Origin of the sequence: Devosia submarina, assembly GCF_003056345.1 — a bacterium.
In the GTDB taxonomy this organism is placed as follows: Bacteria; Pseudomonadota; Alphaproteobacteria; order Rhizobiales; family Devosiaceae; genus Devosia; species Devosia submarina.
Map to the genome: position 1 here is coordinate 53,789 of NZ_PYWB01000013.1, position 15,281 is coordinate 69,069.

Sequence of the window (15,281 nt, forward strand, 5' to 3'; positions counted from 1 at the left end):
CATGGCCGATATAGCCCACACAGTCCACGTTGCCTTGGGTGAGCGCGCCTATGACATCCTGATTGGCGACCGTTTGCTGGACCAAGCCGGCGCCCTGCTCGCCGAGCGCTTCCCCGGCCGCCGTTATGGCATCATCACCGACGAAACCGTCGCCAAGGCGCAATTAGGACGTCTCACTGCGTCCCTCGATGCGGCAGGCCTTGAACACAGCGAAATCATCCTCCCGGCCGGTGAAAGCACCAAGAGCTGGGCCTATCTCGGCCAGGCCGTGGAGGGAATTCTCGCGGCCCGGCTCGAGCGCAATGACCTCGTCATTGCCTTGGGTGGTGGCGTGATCGGCGATCTTGCGGGCTTTGCCGCCTCCATTGCGCGCCGCGGCATGCCGTTCGTGCAGATGCCCACGAGCCTTCTGGCGCAGGTCGACAGCTCCGTCGGCGGCAAGACGGGCATCAATTCGCCTCATGGCAAGAATTTGATCGGCGCCTTCCACCAGCCAAGCCTGGTTCTGGCCGACCTTTCCACGCTCGACACGCTCCATCCCCGCCAGTTCGCCGCCGGCTATGCCGAAGTGGTCAAATATGGCCTCATCGATGATGAAGACTTCTTCTTCTGGCTCGAGGAACACCAGGCCGAGATCTTTGCGGGCGGCACAGCACGCGGCGAAGCCATTGCCCGCTGCTGCCGCCACAAGGCGCGCGTCGTGATCGAGGATGAACGCGAGCTCGGCGTACGCGCGCTGCTCAATCTTGGGCACACCTTCGGGCATGCGCTCGAAAAAGACACCGGCTATTCCGACCGGCTCCTTCATGGTGAGGGCGTCAGCATCGGCATGGTGCTGGCGCATGAATTTTCCGCCCGCCAGGGCCTTGCTCCATCACAAGATACGGGGCGCATCATCCAGCACTTGCACAAGGCGGGTCTGCCCACCAGATTAGCTGACATCCCCGGCACGCTGGGGTCCACCGACATTTTGATGGCGGCTATCGCGCAGGACAAAAAGGTCTCGCGCGGTGCCCTGACCTTTATCCTCACCCGTGGGATCGGGCAGGCGTTTATCGAGAAAAACGTCAATCCTGCGGTGGTTTCCGCATTTCTGGAGGACATGCGCTAGGCGCCACACCCCCAGAAACCTCATGGTGAGCCTGTCGAACCACGAGGTTGAGCGTGTGGAGCCCTGTCTGCCACGCCTTCATGGCTCCACAGGCTCACCATGAGGCAACGCAATCAGGTGAAGCCTCTATTCGTAGGGGCCACCCAATGGTAAAACATCGATGGCCAGTGCATGGACGCGATCCCTGAGTTCAGCGTCCAGCGTTTCCATCACCGCGCGGTGTTGCGCAACGCGGCTCAGCCCGTCAAAATGACGGGTCGCGATTCTGACACGAAAATGGGTTTCACCACCCTCCCGCCACCCGGCGTGTCCTCGATGCTTGTTCGATTCGTCGAGCACTTGGAGGAAAGCGGGGGCAAATCTGTCGGTTAGCTTGCTGATCAGGGTGTCTGTGACGCTCATGAGGGCGGGCTTTCTATTCGGTTTGGCACCTAACTAGGCGAGAATGAAACTGTCTTCCAAGATCTTTGATTCCATTCGCATCAAACCCCGCAAGGAAGAGAAGCCTGCAGCGGTCGAACAAATGTGCGAATGGGAGGGCTGCGACAAGCCCGGCGAATACAAGGCACCCAAGGGCCACCGCGGCGAGGGGCAGTACCACCATTTCTGCCTGGAACATGTCCGACACTACAATACCTCGTACAATTTCTTCGCCGGCATGGAAAAGGACGAGCTCGAGGAAGCGCTGCATACGCCTCCCAAGGCCGAGTCCCGCTCGAGCTTTGCCACGGGCAATCCGCAAATGCACACTTCACGCGCAGCCCGCGCTGCTGCGTCCAATTTACGGCCAGGCGACAAATATGGCGATCCGTTTGGCGTGTTCGCCAAATACCGCCACCGCCAGGCGCAAAAGCCGGCCGCCGAACGGGTCAAGCCGCTCCACGAGCAGGACCGGCGGGCGCTTGAAACCCTGGGCATCATTGGCCACGCCAAGTCCGACGCCATCAAGAGCGCCTACAAGGCCCTGGTCAAGATCCACCACCCCGACGCCAATGGCGGCGACAAATCCTCCGAAGACCGCCTGCGCGCAATCATCGCGGCCTATTCGCACCTCAAGAAAGCGGGGTTCGTGGCGAAGTAGATTGGGTACAAAAAGCTCTTTCAGCCATCGTCATCACCCGGCTTGTCCGGGTGATCCATGGTCTGGGGACCAAGGGATGGATTGCCCGGACAAGCCGGGCAATGACGATCTTGCGGGGCTTTTGCTCCCGTAACATATACAAGCCTGCGTCTACCGCCCCCGTGACAATCCTGCTATAGAGCCCCCCGAATTCCCGCCTTTGATTATTCCGCCAAGAGCTTTGCCATGACCGAGTACGCCAATCTGCCCGACACCGAATATTCGGCCCGGGAATTGTTCGGTATCGATACCGACATGAAGGTCATGGGCTATAGCCAAGCCAATTCCCACGTCCCGCCGACCGATCCGGATTACCTTTTCGACCGCAACACGACCCTTGCGATCCTGGCTGGTTTCCAGTTCAACCGCCGCGTCATGGTGCAGGGCTACCACGGCACGGGCAAGTCGACCCATATCGAGCAGGTCGCGGCGCGCCTCAACTGGCCGCTGGTCCGCGTGAACCTTGACAGCCACGTCTCGCGTATCGATCTCGTCGGCAAGGACGCGATCGTCCTCAAGGACGGCAAGCAGGTCACCGAATTCCGCGACGGCATCCTCCCTTGGGCCGTGCAGAACAATGTCGCCCTGGTTTTCGACGAATATGACGCTGGCCGCCCCGACGTCATGTTCGTGATCCAGCGCGTGCTGGAAGTCGCCGGCCGGCTGACCCTGCTTGACCAGAACCGCGTGATCACGCCTCACCCGGCGTTCCGCCTGTTCGCGACCACCAACACGATCGGCCTGGGCGATACTTCGGGCCTCTACCACGGCACGCAGCAGATCAACCAGGGCCAGATGGACCGCTGGAGCCTTGTCACTACGCTCAACTACCTGCCCCATGACAAGGAAGTCGGTATCGTGCTCGCCAAGAACAAAGCCTATGGCGAAAATGACAAGGGCAAGAAGCTGATCAACAACATGGTGCGCCTGGCCGACCTCACCCGGCAGGCCTTCATCAATGGCGACCTTTCCACCGTGATGAGCCCTCGCGCCGTGATCACCTGGGCAGAAAACGCCCAGATCTTTGGTGGCGATGTCGGCTTTGCCTTCCGGCTGACCTTCCTCAACAAATGCGACGAACTCGAACGCCCTGTGGTTGCCGAGTTCTACCAGCGCGTGTTCGGGGAAGATTTGCCGGAATCGTCAGCGAATTTGGCTGTCACGGCGTAATTTCGCAGCACGACCTCGTGGTTCGACAGGCTCACCATGAGGTCTACTGGGGCAATGTGACCAATCAGTAGCCCTCATCCTGAGCTTGTCGAAGGACGAGGGCGTGGCATAGGGCCCGCTTTGGACATCTGACATGGCACAACCACCGCGCAGCAAAGCCAATAGGCCCGACCATACCCAGGCGTTCAAATCCGCCATGGGCGCAACGGTGCGCGCCATTGGCGGCAAGCCCGAGCTTGAAGTCACCTTTACCGCCGACCGGCCGTTGCTGACCTCTGACAAGGCGCGCCTCGCTAATCTGCCCCGCCTGCCGACGCGGCGCGACATCGCCATTGCCCGCGGGCAGGGCGATGCCATGGCCATGCGCCTTGCCAGCCACGATCCTGAAACCCACCGCAAGCGCTCCCCCATGGACCCGCAGGCGCGCGCAGCGTTCGATGCGCTGGAACAGGCCCGTGTGGAAGCCCTGGGATGCGTGCGCATGCCTGGGATGATCGGCAATATCGGCGAAATGCTGGAAGATCGCCTCTTCCGCGCCAATTTCGCCGAGGTGGACGACAAGGGCGATGCCCCTATTGCCGAGGCGCTGGGACTCCTCTTGCGCGAAAAGCTCGCCGGCGTGCCCGTGCCGCCATCGGGCCATGCGCTGGTGGATCTCTGGCGCAGCGAAATCGAAAGCAAGGGCGGCAAGTCGCTCGACCAATTGCTGGGCCTTTACGAGAACCAGGACGAGTTCTCCAAGGCTGCCAAGGCGCTGCTGCGCGACCTAAACCTCGTGCCCGACAGCGAAGCAGGCGACGCGGACGATGCCGACGAGGAAGGCGAGAACCAGGAGCCTGAATCGGGCGACAATGCCGACAAATCCCCCGAGCAGGGCGAAGGCGAAAACGAAGCCCAGGACAGCTCCGAAGACGAGCAGGCCGGCGATTCGGAAGAAACCGGGGACGTTGAAGGTATCGAGTCCGACATGGCCGATACCGACGAGGACGCGGCGGCCGAAGCGGGCGAAGACGCGCCCATGCCGCCACCCGCCAAGGATGGGGGCACACAACTCACAAACCAGTTCAACTACAAGGTCTTCACCACCAAGTTCGACGAGATCGTCAAGGCTGCCGAACTTTGCCCGCCCGACGAGCTCGACCAGCTGCGCACCCTCCTTGACAAGCAGCTCGAAAACCTGGCTGGGGCCGTGGCGCGCCTGGCCAACAAGCTGCAGCGGCGCCTCATGGCCAAGCAGAACCGGAGCTGGCAGTTCGACCTTGAAGAAGGCCTGCTTGATACGGCTCGCCTTACCCGTGTCGTCACCGACCCGATGCAGGCCCTGAGCTTCAAGGTGGAAAACGACACCGATTTCCGTGACACGGTTGTGACGCTGCTGATCGACAATTCAGGCTCCATGCGCGGCCGCCCGATCACCATCGCGGCGATCTGTGGCGATATTCTTGCGCGCACGCTGGAGCGCTGCGGCGTCAAGGTCGAGATCCTGGGCTTCACCACCCGCGCCTGGAAGGGCGGCAAGTCCCGCGAAGCCTGGCTTGAAGCCGGTCGCCCGGCCAATCCAGGTCGCGTCAACGACGTACGCCACATCATCTACAAGGCCGCTGACGAGCCCTGGCGCCATGCGCGGCGCAATCTGGGCCTGATGATGCGCGAAGGGCTCCTCAAGGAGAACATCGATGGCGAGGCGCTCGAATGGGCGCGCAAGCGCTTGATGGCCCGGCCGGAAGCGCGCCGCATCCTGATGGTGATCTCCGATGGCGCTCCCGTCGATGACTCTACGCAATCAGTCAATGCCGGCAATTACCTTGAAGCCCATCTCCGCCAGGTCATCGAGGACATCGAAACCCGCTCCCCCATCCAGTTGGTGGCCGTGGGCATCGGCCATGATGTGACGCGCTATTACCGTCGCGCCGTGACGCTGCTGGACGCCGAGGAACTGGCGGGTGCGCTGACAGACGAATTGGCAGCGCTGTTTGACGAGGAATTGCCGGGCCAAACAAGGCGGCGCGGCCGGGGATGACCAGCCGGCTGCTCACCACCTTGGCGCTGCTGCTGGTTGGCGTCAGCCTGCCGGCCAGCGCCGTGGAAGTCACGGTGAGCGCGGCGCCCGTCACCCGCTTCAAGGATGCAGGGCTCGATCAGCCTGTCGACAAGCTCGTTTTTCGCGGCGGCATAGCCATGGTGTCGCAGGACGATACTTTTGGCGGCCTGTCGGGCCTCACCCAGACGGGGCCCAACAACCAGGTCACTTTCGTCAGCGATCGCGGCAATTTCGTTTCCGGCCATCTGGCCTATGACGATGCCAATCGGCTGTTCGGCTTTATTGGCGTGCGCATCTCGCCCATGGAGAACTCCAAGGGCGAGCCCTTGCCGCGCCAATATGCCAAGGACGCAGAAAGTGTCGACACCGTTTATCGCAATGGTGCCGCCGCTGCCGTGCGGGTGGGCTTTGAAAACCTGACCCGTGTCGCCGACTTCCAGCTGACCGGCGGCATCCCCAGTGGTGCCGCGCGCGAACTCGCCATTCCTCAATGGCTCACGGATTTGCGCACCAACGAGAGCATTGAATCGCTCTGTATTGCGCCGCCGGCTTCACCCATTGCCGGCTCAACGCTGATCCTGGCCGAAGAAGCACTGGACGAAAACGGCAACCACCGCGGCTGGCTCCTGGGACAGAACGACAAGGGCCCGATCGGCCTTGTGAACACGCCGGTGGTCAACCCCACCGATTGCAAGTTCCTGCCGAATGGCGATCTTCTGGTTCTCGAGCGCGGGGTGTCCATGCTGAGTTTCGTCATGAATCTGCGCCGCATCCCGGCCGCCGAAGTGCGCCCCGGCGCCATCATGGATGGCGAACTGCTCCTTTCGGCTACCGGCGGCTCCATCGACAACATGGAATCGCTACTGGTGCACACCGCCCCTGATGGCGAAACGCGCATCGTCATTGGCTCGGACAACAATTTCAACGATTGGCAGCGCAGCCTGCTGCTGGAGTTCGCGCTGGCGGACTGACCGGACCATCCCCGATGTTACCGGGACTTTAAACAAGCGTCCCACTTCGTGCGACCCGGCACCCATAACCCATCGTCATTGCCCGGCCTGTCCGGGCAATCCAACAATCTCCGCGCAAGAATGGATCACCCGGACAAGCCGGGTGATAACGGCGACGCAGAAGGCGAACGCCCGCTAAACCGCCACCGTGCTCCGTCCCGCCAGCCACCCGCGCAGGGTCTTGTAGGGCGCGAGCATCAGCACCGTCAGCAAGAGCTTCACCAGGAAATCACCGAAGGCCAGCGACACCCAGAGCGGCACTTCCGGGCCCACGGCCAGAAACGGCGCGGGGAAAGCCAGCGAGCTGTCTTCCCGGCCGAACATGGTGTCGAGCCCCGCGAAAACCGGCGCCATGGCCAGGCTGAAAAAGATCATCGTATCGAGCGCCGAGCTCACCAGCGAGGAAAACATCGGCGCCTTCCACCAAGCCCCGTCGCGCAGACGATGGAACACGGAGACGTCGAGCAGTTGCGCGAGGAGGAATGCCGAGCCCGAGGCAATGGCAATGCGCGGGGTCGCAAGGTAGATCGACAGGATCACGGCCACCGCAAAGCCCGCCAAAACTGCAATGCGCGCCTTGGCCGGGCCGAACGCACGATTGGTCAGATCGGTAATCAGAAACGCGACGGGATAGGTCCAGGCGCCCCAGGTGAGGATATCGCCCAGATTGACCGGGCCGAGCTGGACCGCAAACGGATATTGAACAAGGATATTGGAAGCCGCGACAATAGCGACCATGGCAGCAATAGCCGCCAGGAAACGAGCCAGCATGAGAATGCACCTCTGTTGAACGCCGCCGGCAAGAGACCGGTGCGCCGCCTCTTTAGCAGTGAGCAGCAAGGCTTACCACCCACTCAATCGTCACCCTTGGGCCTGCCCCAAGGGTTCTACACTTCCCTTGTGACTAAATGCGGCCCCGAGGGTGATGCGCTGTGAGTGGAAAAAACCCCGCGCAAACAAAAACCGCGTGGAGCGCTAACTCCACGCGGCTTGAAATTCTTCGGAAAGCTACGCTTATGCCGTGGCGAGGGCCGCGCGCACTTCCTTTTTGATCCCCAGGGCGAGGGGCGACAGATCGGCATCGGCCTGCTTGAGGAGGAACGCATCGAGCCCACCGCGGTGCTCGACGGTGCGCAGGGCAGCAGCCGAGATGCGCAGCTTGACCGGACGGTTCAGCGCATCCGACAGGAGCGTGACGTTGAGCAGGTTCGGGAGGAACCGGCGACGGGTGCGGTTCAGGGCGTGGGAAACATTGTTACCGGTCATAACGCCTTTACCGGTCAGTTCGCAGCGACGTGCCATTTTCGTATCCTAGATAGTGTAAAGGTCCTGCGTGGCGGTTCAAACCGCAACGGGCCTCATTTGTTGTGAAATCTGGCGCGTCTTTAGAGAAAAGGGGCGCCCGCGTCAAGGCAAAGCCTGCTCAAAGCCGTGCGAGCGCCTTGCGCCAGCCATGCGGCGCGGGCAGTTTCGGTTTCATTAACCGATTCGTTTTTCCCGCCGGGACCCAGCCATTGACCCAGTTTCGCCTTGCCCTTGGTGCCGCCTTCGCCCTTCTGCTGTCCCTGCCCGCTGGCGCTGCCGAGGTAAAGGCCCGTGCCAGCTATGTCCTGACACTGGGCGGCATCAACATCGCCATGATGGATGTTGGTCTCACGGACAATGAGCGCGCCTACTCACTGGATCTGTCCGCCAACGTCGCCGGCTTTGGCGCGGTTGTCGCGAGCGGCACGGCCCGCGCCAGCGCCCAGGGCATTTCGAGCGGCAACAGCCTCGTTTCGCAAGGGTTTGACCTGCAAACCCGCGCCAGCGGAGAAACCTTCTCGGTGGACGTATCCTTTGCGGGCGGCAATGTGTCCTCGTTCAAGGTCGAGCCGCCCATCATCGACAATTATGACCGCGTCCCGATCGAGCGCCGGCATCTGAGCGGCGCCGGCGATTTCCTTTCGGCGTTCGTGCTCAAGGGTGGCGCGCTCGACAAGAGCCTCTGCCAGCGCAAGATGGGGATCTTTACCGGTGTTGAACGTTTCAACATCGCCATGAGCTTTGCCCGCGAGGAACAGGCCAACTCGCCCCGCACGGGCTACCAGGGCCCCGTGGTCCTGTGCACGGTGGATTACCAGCCCGTTTCAGGCCATTTCACCTCCTCGGACATCACCAATTACCTGGCCGATAGCGAGCGCATCGTGATCTGGTACGCTCCCTTGGGCGAGACCGGCTATTTCATCCCCTATCGCGTCCTTCTGGGCACCAATATGGGCGATCTTTCCATGGTGCTCACGGGCATGAGCTATTAGCCGCCTTCCCGATTTGGGACGGTCAACGGCTTTTTCCTTTTCAGCACACTTCGAAAGTGCCGCGCCAACGGAGATCATCCGTTAACGCGGCATTTTTGTTTGCGCCGACGCCGCGCAATCAGCGGTTTAGATTCGCGCGCCAACAGTCGAAATTAGGAGTTTCGCAACTGACATGAACAGCATTTTGGCGATCCCGGCCCAAAGCAGCCGCTGCGCTGCTCAGCTTTGTGCCTGTTGGCCTGCGCAAACACTACATCCTGCGGTGAACAAACCCGAACGCTCGATTCTGTCCCCGTTCGTTCCCCTTTTGCACCAAGGGTAAATGCTTGGACCGCTCAGAGCTTAACTTGTCCCAATCCGGGATAGCCTTCCCATCCACCATTCGTCACCCTCGGGCTTGACCCAAGGGCGTTTCACTTGCGCTCTGCGCCGCAACAAGACCCCTCGGGTCAAGCCTGCGGGTGACGACCGCGTGTGTCTCATATCAGCACGGTCAACGATGTTTTTCGTTTAAGTTCCGGTTGCGGCGCCAAGCCCGCCGCCGCTTTGGCCATAAATCTGCTTCAGCCCTAAACAGGAAGACGCATTTACATCCCCTTCATCTTCAGGCGATTCACCCGCTTATTTACCGTTTATCAACACAGCTGAACGGTCCCGCCCCCTAAACCGTCTGCCAGTGCCTCATCACCTGCCTGCTTGTGCCTTTCTCCACGGCCATCCCCAAGCCCTAGCCGTGAACAAACCGGGATCTACCGGCAATCTTCGATTCGGTGCTGCTTCGTTCCCCTTGCGTTCAAACCATTAACACGGTGGCAAAAGCGCCGCAGCATCTGTCCTTTTTTGCGACATTGCTTTGCGCTACTCGCAACTGGCAAATGGATTTCCTACATTGGCGGCAATGACCTTCTCGCCTCCCCAATCGGTCAAGGCTATTCTTGGCCCCACCAACACCGGCAAGACCTATTTTGCCATTGAGCGCATGCTGGCCCATCCCACGGGGATGATTGGCCTGCCGCTGCGCCTGCTTGCGCGCGAAGTGTACCAGCGCTGCGTCGAGCGGGTGGGCGAGGGGGCCGTGGCTCTCGTTACGGGCGAGGAGCGCATTGTTCCCGCTAAGCCGCGCTTCTGGGTATGCACGGTGGAAGCCATGCCCACCGATATCCGCGTCGATTGCCTCGCTGTCGATGAAATCCAGACCGCCATCGATTTCGACCGCGGCCATGTGTTCACCGACCGCATCCTCAATGCCCGCGGCTTTAACGAGACCCTTCTGCTGGGCGCCGGCACCATGGAGCCGGTGATCCGCAAGCTCCTGCCCCATGCCGAGATCATCGAGCGGCCGCGCTTTTCCCAGCTCACCTATTCGGGCTCCAAGAAGATTTCGCGCCAGCCGGCCCGCTCGGCCATCGTCGCCTTCTCCGCGCGGCAGGTCTATGCCATTGCCGAATTGATCCGGCGCGAGCGCGGCGGCGCCGCCGTGGTCATGGGCGCGCTGTCGCCCCGTACCCGCAATGCGCAGGTCGAGCTCTACCAGAATGGGGATGTGGATTTCCTGGTCGCCACCGACGCCATCGGCATGGGGCTCAACCTTGATATCCACCACGTTGCCTTTGCCGATGATACCAAGTTCGACGGCCACCAATCGCGCCTGCTGACCCCTGCCGAGATCGGCCAGATCGCCGGCCGGGCCGGTCGCCACTCCCGCAATGGCACGTTTGGCGTCACCGGCGGCACCGAGGGATTCGACGAGGAAATGGTTGTTGCGCTCGAAACGCACGACTTCGACCCCGTCCGAGTGCTGCAATGGCGCAACAATCAGCTGGATTTCTCGTCCATCCCGGCGCTGCTTCATTCGCTCGAGGCATCGCCCGAACATCGCAGCCTCACCCGGGTCCCCATCGCCAAGGACCAGCAAGCCCTTGAATTCGTGTCGCGCAACGAGGCGGGGCAATTGGCGCGTGGGCTCGATGGTGCGCGGCTCCTCTGGGAATGCTGCCAAATCCCGGATTACCAAGGAATTTCGCCTGCCAATCACGGCGAAATCGTCACCAGAATTTACTCGGACTTAGCCAGAAAAGGTAAGGTCAACGCCGACTGGATTGCCGAGCAGGTCCGGTTTTGCGACAACACGAGCGGCGACATCGACACGCTCAGCAACCGGATCAAGCAGGTCCGGACCTGGACCTTTGTCGCTAACCGTAAAAACTGGCTTGCGGACCCGGCGCATTGGCGCGAAAAGACCCGGGAGATTGAAGATCGTCTGAGTGATGCGCTCCATGAGCGTTTGACCCAGCGCTTCGTCGACCGTCGCACCAGCGTGCTGCTTCGTCATCTGAAAGACAAACGTATGGCATCTCCCGAGATCAATGAACGTGGCGAAGTGAGGCTGGAAGGCCACCTCATCGGCACGCTCGAAGGCTTCCGTTTCACCCTGGCCCGCCATGATGGCGATGCCGACACTAAGGGATTGCGTGGAGCCGCTGATCAAGTGGTGGCGCCCGAAATCCACAATCGTGCGGAGCGCCTGGCTGGCGCACCCAATGAAGAATTCGTGCTGGCGACCGATGGACGCCTGCGCTGGAAGGGCGATCTGGTTGCCGAGTTGATCGAGGGCGAAACGCTTTATCGCCCCCGCATCCTGATCCTGGCCGATGAAACCCTGACTGGCCCGGACCTGGAACGCGTGCAGGATCGCCTCAGCCTTTGGCTGCGCCACCACATCAATACCGTGCTTGAAGGCGTCATGGCGCTTGAAGCGCCTGCCGATATCGAAGGCGCTGCCCGCGGCATTGCCTACCAGCTCTACGAGAACCTCGGCCTGATCCCGCGTGCTCAAGTGGCCGAGGAGGTCAAGAATCTCGATCAGGACGTACGCGGCAAGATGCGCAAGCTGGGCATCAAGTTCGGCGCCTACCACATCTATTTGCCCCTTTCGCTCAAGCCCGCCCCGCGCGAGCTGGCACTGATCCTGTTTGCGCTGAAAAATGGCGGCGTGCGCCAGCCCGGCGTCACCGACATTCCCCATATCGTCTTGTCCGGTCGCACCTCCTTTGTGGTCGATCCCGAAGTCGATACGCGCCTTTACGAAGTTGCGGGCTTCAAGGTGGCCGGCAAGCGCGCCGTGCGCGTCGATATTCTCGAGCGCCTCGCCGACATCATTCGCCCGCTGATCGCGCTTGATCCCACGCGCTTCCAGGGCGAAGTGCCCGCTGGCGCCGCAGAGGGCAATGGCTTCCGCGTCACCGTGGAAATGACGTCGCTCCTGGGTTGCTCGGGCGAGGATTTCGCCTCGATTCTCACCTCGCTCGGCTATCGCGTCAAACGCGTGCCCAAGGCTCCGGCCCCTGCGCCCGAGGCCCAGGCAAGCGCTGAAGCACCCGCTTTGGAAGAGGTGCTGAGCGAAAACCCGGCCTCCGTCGAGCCGACGGACGAAGCTCCGGTTGAAGCCGTGCCGGCAGAAGCTGCCGCGCCCGCGCTTGATGCATCCGTGCCCGCCACCACCATTGTGGAAGCCGCGCCGGACACTGCTCCTGCTGCCCCAGCCGAACCCGAGTTCGACGAAATCTGGTCTCCTGCTGGCAAGCGTCAGGACAATCGCCGCCACGAAGGCCGCCGCCGTCCTGAAGGGGAAGGGCAAAACCGTCCGCCCCGTCAGGATCGCCAACGCCCCATCGTCAGCAAGCGCCCACCGGGCGAAGTGCAGGATCTGAGCAAGGCCCAGCACCTCAATCCAAAGCCGCAATTCGAGGGCAAGGGTCGCAACGACAATCGCCGGCCGGACAAGGGTCGCGAGGATCGGCCGCGCTTTGATCGCCCCCAAAATGATCGGTCCTCGCTGGGCCGGCCGCCGCAGGATCGCAAGGAAAAGGCCTTCGATCCCGATTCACCCTTTGCCAAGCTTGCGGCCCTGCGTGACCGCAAGGCGGAGTAAAACATGGCTGAACCTGTCGTGCCCGTCCGCAAGGAGCGGCTCGACAAGTTCCTGTTTTTTTCGCGCGCGCTCAAATCCCGAACGCTTGCGCAAAAAGTCATCGAAACCGGCGTCATTCGCGTTAATGGCGACAAGACCGAGCGCAGCGATCACAAGGTCGGCGCCGGCGATGTGCTGACCATGATCCTGCATGGCCGCATCGTCGTCTGGCGCATCATCGACCCCGGCGAACGCCGTGGCCCCGCCAGCGAAGCCCAGGGCCTATACGAAGACCTCTCGCCTCCACCCTTGCCCAAGGCCGATCTGTCCCCCTTCGAAGCCGCCATCGCCCAACGCCCCGAAGGCGCCGGCCGCCCCACAAAAAAAGAACGCCGCGACATCGACCGCCTCCATGGCGAGGAGGAGGAATAAGCACCAATTTCCCCTGAAACCTCATGGTGAACCTGCCGAACCACGAGGTCGGGCAAACACGCTCTGGATAAGGTCTACCAGGCATTTCCTGCAGAGATCGCACAGTCGACACCCTCCCCCTCGCGGGGAGGGATCAAGGGTGGGGGGCGGCTAGCCCCAATATAGCTGTCACGGCATCTAATAATGGGAAGTGCCGCAGTTATGAGACCTCGTCCTTCGACAAGCTCAGGATGAGGTCTATTAGAGGTGATGCGGTCCCCTCAATCGTCACCCTCGGGCTCGACCCGAGAGCTCTACACTTACTGAACTGTCCGCAAGTGCAGTCCCCTTGGGTCAAGCCCAAGGGTGACGACCGGTGTTGTGGCGGGACCTGACCTACTCGCCAGCCAGTCCCTTGCGCAACATCGTTTCCCTGCGCAGGGAGGATGCGCCAAAAGGTGCGCCTCACCAGCCTTGCAGCGCAAGGGAAAAGGGTTTAGCACCGGACCCGTTGAGACCTGCCGGACTGCCCATCAGATGACCTATATCGTCACCGACAATTGCATCGCCTGCAAATACACCGACTGCGTCGAAGTGTGTCCCGTAGACTGCTTCTATGAAGGCGAGAACATGCTGGTGATCCACCCCGACGAGTGCATCGATTGCGGCGTGTGCGAGCCGGAATGCCCCGCCGAAGCCATCAAGCCTGATACCGAATCCGGGCTCGACGAATGGCTCTCGCTCAACACCAAATATGCTGCCATCTGGCCCAATCTCACCGAGCGCCGCGATCCCCTGCCCGAAGCCAAGGAGCGGGACGGCGAAACCGGCAAGCTCGAGAAATACTTCTCCGAAGCCCCGGGCGAAGGCGACTGATTTTTTGCCAATTTGGGTTAGAGGCAAGAAACGCCTCCCCACCCACGATGTCACCCCGGGCTCGACCCGGGGCCCATCTCGAGATTTGTCCGTAGCCGCAAGCTCGACCGGACGATCCCCCTACACCTCAGGATGGATCCTGCCTCAAGTCTGCTGACACCATCCTTATGGATGGATCGGGCCAGAACTCGCGCGCACCACCGCACGGCACCTCCCCCTCCACGGGGGAGGTTGGGAGGGGGTGCTGAGAGGCCCGATCTCTGGCTAAATCACCCATCTTCCCTCGCATATCCACAGCACCATTCCTAAATCAAACGCGCTATGGACATCGCGCCCATCACCTGACAGCCCGCAGAATCACGTCTCCGCGTCCCATGATTCGTAGCTTTTGATTTTGCTGATTTTTTGTGCTATGGTGCTCCTAGATGCAGCTGGTCCCGTCACACAACCCGTGCCTTAGGGCACGATTTTTTTGACAACATCGTTGGATGCACTGATCCCTGGGGGCAAGCGGACCCGGGGACCATGGGGTTCTTGTTGCGCGCGGCGTCCCGTTCGGACGCCAAGGTAAAAGAGTAGGCATGGACGGTCCTTCCCGCCAGGAGCTGTCCATTGGGGCGTCAACAAGGAGTTCCACCATATGGTAGTCAAGAAGTCACAGACACGGCTAGGGTTCAAGACCGGCGAATACGTCGTTTATCCGGCGCATGGCGTTGGCGTGATCGTCTCGATCGAAGAACAGGAAGTTGCCGGCCTGACCCTTGAATTGTTTGTTATCAGCTTCGAGCAGGACAAGCTGACCCTTCGCGTGCCCGTTGCCAAGATCAAGTCCGTCGGCATGCGCAAACTGGCCGAGGAAGATCTGGTCGCCCAGGCGCTCAACACCGTTACCGGCCGCGCCCGCGTCAAGCGCACCATGTGGTCGCGCCGCGCCCAGGAATATGAAGCCAAGATCAATTCGGGCGACCTCATCGCGATCTCGGAAGTCGTGCGCGACCTTTATCGCTCCGAAGAACAGCCCGAGCAGAGCTATTCCGAACGCCAGCTCTTCGAGCAGGCCATGGATCGCATGAGCCGCGAAATCGGTGCCGTCAACAAGCTGACGCTGACGGAAGCCGTGCAGCTGATCGAAAAGAACCTCGCCAAGTCTCCCAAGCGCACCAAGGCCGATGCGGCTGAAGCCGAAGGCGACGAGGAAGCTGCCGCTTAAGGCGGTTCAGTTTCGCAAAAACTTCGGAGAGGCCGGTGGAAACACCGGCCTCTTTTTTGCGCCAGATGCGGTGATTTTGACGCTGAATGTGCCGCCAAGTGCTAACAGTCTGCTAACGCCAAGCG

The 15,281-nt window shown here is 61.3% G+C and carries 13 protein-coding genes; 10 read left to right on the forward strand and 3 right to left on the reverse strand.

What is annotated here, in order from left to right; all coding sequences use genetic code 11:
* The first annotated feature begins 1 nt into the window (after position 1).
* Complete coding sequence (gene aroB, locus DDE77_RS17390; protein WP_108398743.1) at positions 2 to 1,111, forward strand: 3-dehydroquinate synthase; 1,110 nt, start codon at positions 2 to 4, stop codon at positions 1,109 to 1,111.
* 126 nt (positions 1,112 to 1,237) lie between these two features.
* Here the strand turns inward: aroB and DDE77_RS17395 are convergent, their stop codons facing one another.
* Complete coding sequence (locus tag DDE77_RS17395; RefSeq protein ID WP_108398744.1) at positions 1,238 to 1,513, reverse strand: BolA family protein; 276 nt, start codon at positions 1,511 to 1,513, stop codon at positions 1,238 to 1,240.
* Between the two features lie 43 nt (positions 1,514 to 1,556).
* Between DDE77_RS17395 and DDE77_RS17400 the strand changes: the two genes are divergently transcribed.
* The 4 genes from DDE77_RS17400 (at position 1,557) to DDE77_RS17415 (ending at position 6,413) form a co-directional block, all read left to right on the forward strand.
* Positions 1,557 to 2,192 (forward strand): J domain-containing protein, encoded by a 636-nt coding sequence (locus tag DDE77_RS17400; protein ID WP_108398745.1) that lies wholly within the window; start codon positions 1,557 to 1,559, stop codon positions 2,190 to 2,192.
* 225 nt (positions 2,193 to 2,417) lie between these two features.
* Positions 2,418 to 3,401, forward strand: a complete 984-nt coding sequence (gene cobS, locus DDE77_RS17405; protein ID WP_108398746.1) for a cobaltochelatase subunit CobS — start codon at positions 2,418 to 2,420, stop codon at positions 3,399 to 3,401.
* 133 nt (positions 3,402 to 3,534) lie between these two features.
* Entirely contained in the window at positions 3,535 to 5,421 is a 1,887-nt protein-coding gene (gene cobT / locus DDE77_RS17410) for a cobaltochelatase subunit CobT (protein ID WP_108398747.1), read from the forward strand.
* Positions 5,418 to 6,413 (forward strand): esterase-like activity of phytase family protein, encoded by a 996-nt coding sequence (locus DDE77_RS17415; RefSeq protein ID WP_108398748.1) that lies wholly within the window; start codon positions 5,418 to 5,420, stop codon positions 6,411 to 6,413. The genes cobT and DDE77_RS17415 overlap by 4 nt, the downstream gene beginning before the upstream one ends.
* Positions 6,414 to 6,587: 174 nt before the next feature.
* Here the strand turns inward: DDE77_RS17415 and DDE77_RS17420 are convergent, their stop codons facing one another.
* Together DDE77_RS17420 and rpmB are read right to left on the reverse strand one after the other, a co-directional pair.
* Positions 6,588 to 7,223, reverse strand: coding sequence for a VUT family protein (locus DDE77_RS17420; protein ID WP_108398749.1), 636 nt, complete (start codon positions 7,221 to 7,223; stop codon positions 6,588 to 6,590).
* 243 nt (positions 7,224 to 7,466) lie between these two features.
* Positions 7,467 to 7,754 (reverse strand): 50S ribosomal protein L28, encoded by a 288-nt coding sequence (gene rpmB / locus DDE77_RS17425; protein WP_108398750.1) that lies wholly within the window; start codon positions 7,752 to 7,754, stop codon positions 7,467 to 7,469.
* Positions 7,755 to 7,966: 212 nt separating this feature from the next.
* Here rpmB and DDE77_RS17430 point away from each other — a divergent pair, with 212 nt between their 5' ends.
* The 5 genes from DDE77_RS17430 (at position 7,967) to DDE77_RS17450 (ending at position 15,156) form a co-directional block, all read left to right on the forward strand.
* The gene (locus DDE77_RS17430) at positions 7,967 to 8,749 is read left to right on the forward strand and encodes a DUF3108 domain-containing protein (RefSeq protein ID WP_157959921.1); all 783 of its coding nucleotides are present in this window, start codon (positions 7,967 to 7,969) and stop codon (positions 8,747 to 8,749) included.
* Positions 8,750 to 9,647: 898 nt separating this feature from the next.
* On the forward strand, positions 9,648 to 12,680 hold the full coding sequence (locus tag DDE77_RS17435; RefSeq protein ID WP_108398752.1) for a helicase-related protein: 3,033 nt from the start codon (positions 9,648 to 9,650) through the stop codon (positions 12,678 to 12,680).
* Positions 12,681 to 12,683: 3 nt separating this feature from the next.
* Positions 12,684 to 13,091, forward strand: coding sequence for an RNA-binding S4 domain-containing protein (locus DDE77_RS17440; RefSeq protein WP_108398753.1), 408 nt, complete (start codon positions 12,684 to 12,686; stop codon positions 13,089 to 13,091).
* A gap of 516 nt (positions 13,092 to 13,607) precedes the next feature.
* On the forward strand, positions 13,608 to 13,946 hold the full coding sequence (fdxA, locus tag DDE77_RS17445) for a ferredoxin FdxA (protein WP_108398754.1): 339 nt from the start codon (positions 13,608 to 13,610) through the stop codon (positions 13,944 to 13,946).
* 640 nt (positions 13,947 to 14,586) lie between these two features.
* Complete coding sequence (locus DDE77_RS17450) at positions 14,587 to 15,156, forward strand: CarD family transcriptional regulator (RefSeq protein WP_108398755.1); 570 nt, start codon at positions 14,587 to 14,589, stop codon at positions 15,154 to 15,156.
* Positions 15,157 to 15,281: the final 125 nt, after the last annotated feature.

Coding starts and splice junctions, on each gene's coding strand:
- aroB (WP_108398743.1), top strand. CDS start 2: ATGGCCGATATAGCCCACACAGTCCACGTTGCCTTGGGTGAGCGCGCC.
- DDE77_RS17395 (WP_108398744.1), bottom strand. CDS start 1,513: ATGAGCGTCACAGACACCCTGATCAGCAAGCTAACCGACAGATTTGCC.
- DDE77_RS17400 (WP_108398745.1), top strand. CDS start 1,557: ATGAAACTGTCTTCCAAGATCTTTGATTCCATTCGCATCAAACCCCGC.
- cobS (WP_108398746.1), top strand. CDS start 2,418: ATGACCGAGTACGCCAATCTGCCCGACACCGAATATTCGGCCCGGGAA.
- cobT (WP_108398747.1), top strand. CDS start 3,535: ATGGCACAACCACCGCGCAGCAAAGCCAATAGGCCCGACCATACCCAG.
- DDE77_RS17415 (WP_108398748.1), top strand. CDS start 5,418: ATGACCAGCCGGCTGCTCACCACCTTGGCGCTGCTGCTGGTTGGCGTC.
- DDE77_RS17420 (WP_108398749.1), bottom strand. CDS start 7,223: ATGCTGGCTCGTTTCCTGGCGGCTATTGCTGCCATGGTCGCTATTGTC.
- rpmB (WP_108398750.1), bottom strand. CDS start 7,754: ATGGCACGTCGCTGCGAACTGACCGGTAAAGGCGTTATGACCGGTAAC.
- DDE77_RS17435 (WP_108398752.1), top strand. CDS start 9,648: ATGACCTTCTCGCCTCCCCAATCGGTCAAGGCTATTCTTGGCCCCACC.
- DDE77_RS17440 (WP_108398753.1), top strand. CDS start 12,684: ATGGCTGAACCTGTCGTGCCCGTCCGCAAGGAGCGGCTCGACAAGTTC.
- fdxA (WP_108398754.1), top strand. CDS start 13,608: ATGACCTATATCGTCACCGACAATTGCATCGCCTGCAAATACACCGAC.
- DDE77_RS17450 (WP_108398755.1), top strand. CDS start 14,587: ATGGTAGTCAAGAAGTCACAGACACGGCTAGGGTTCAAGACCGGCGAA.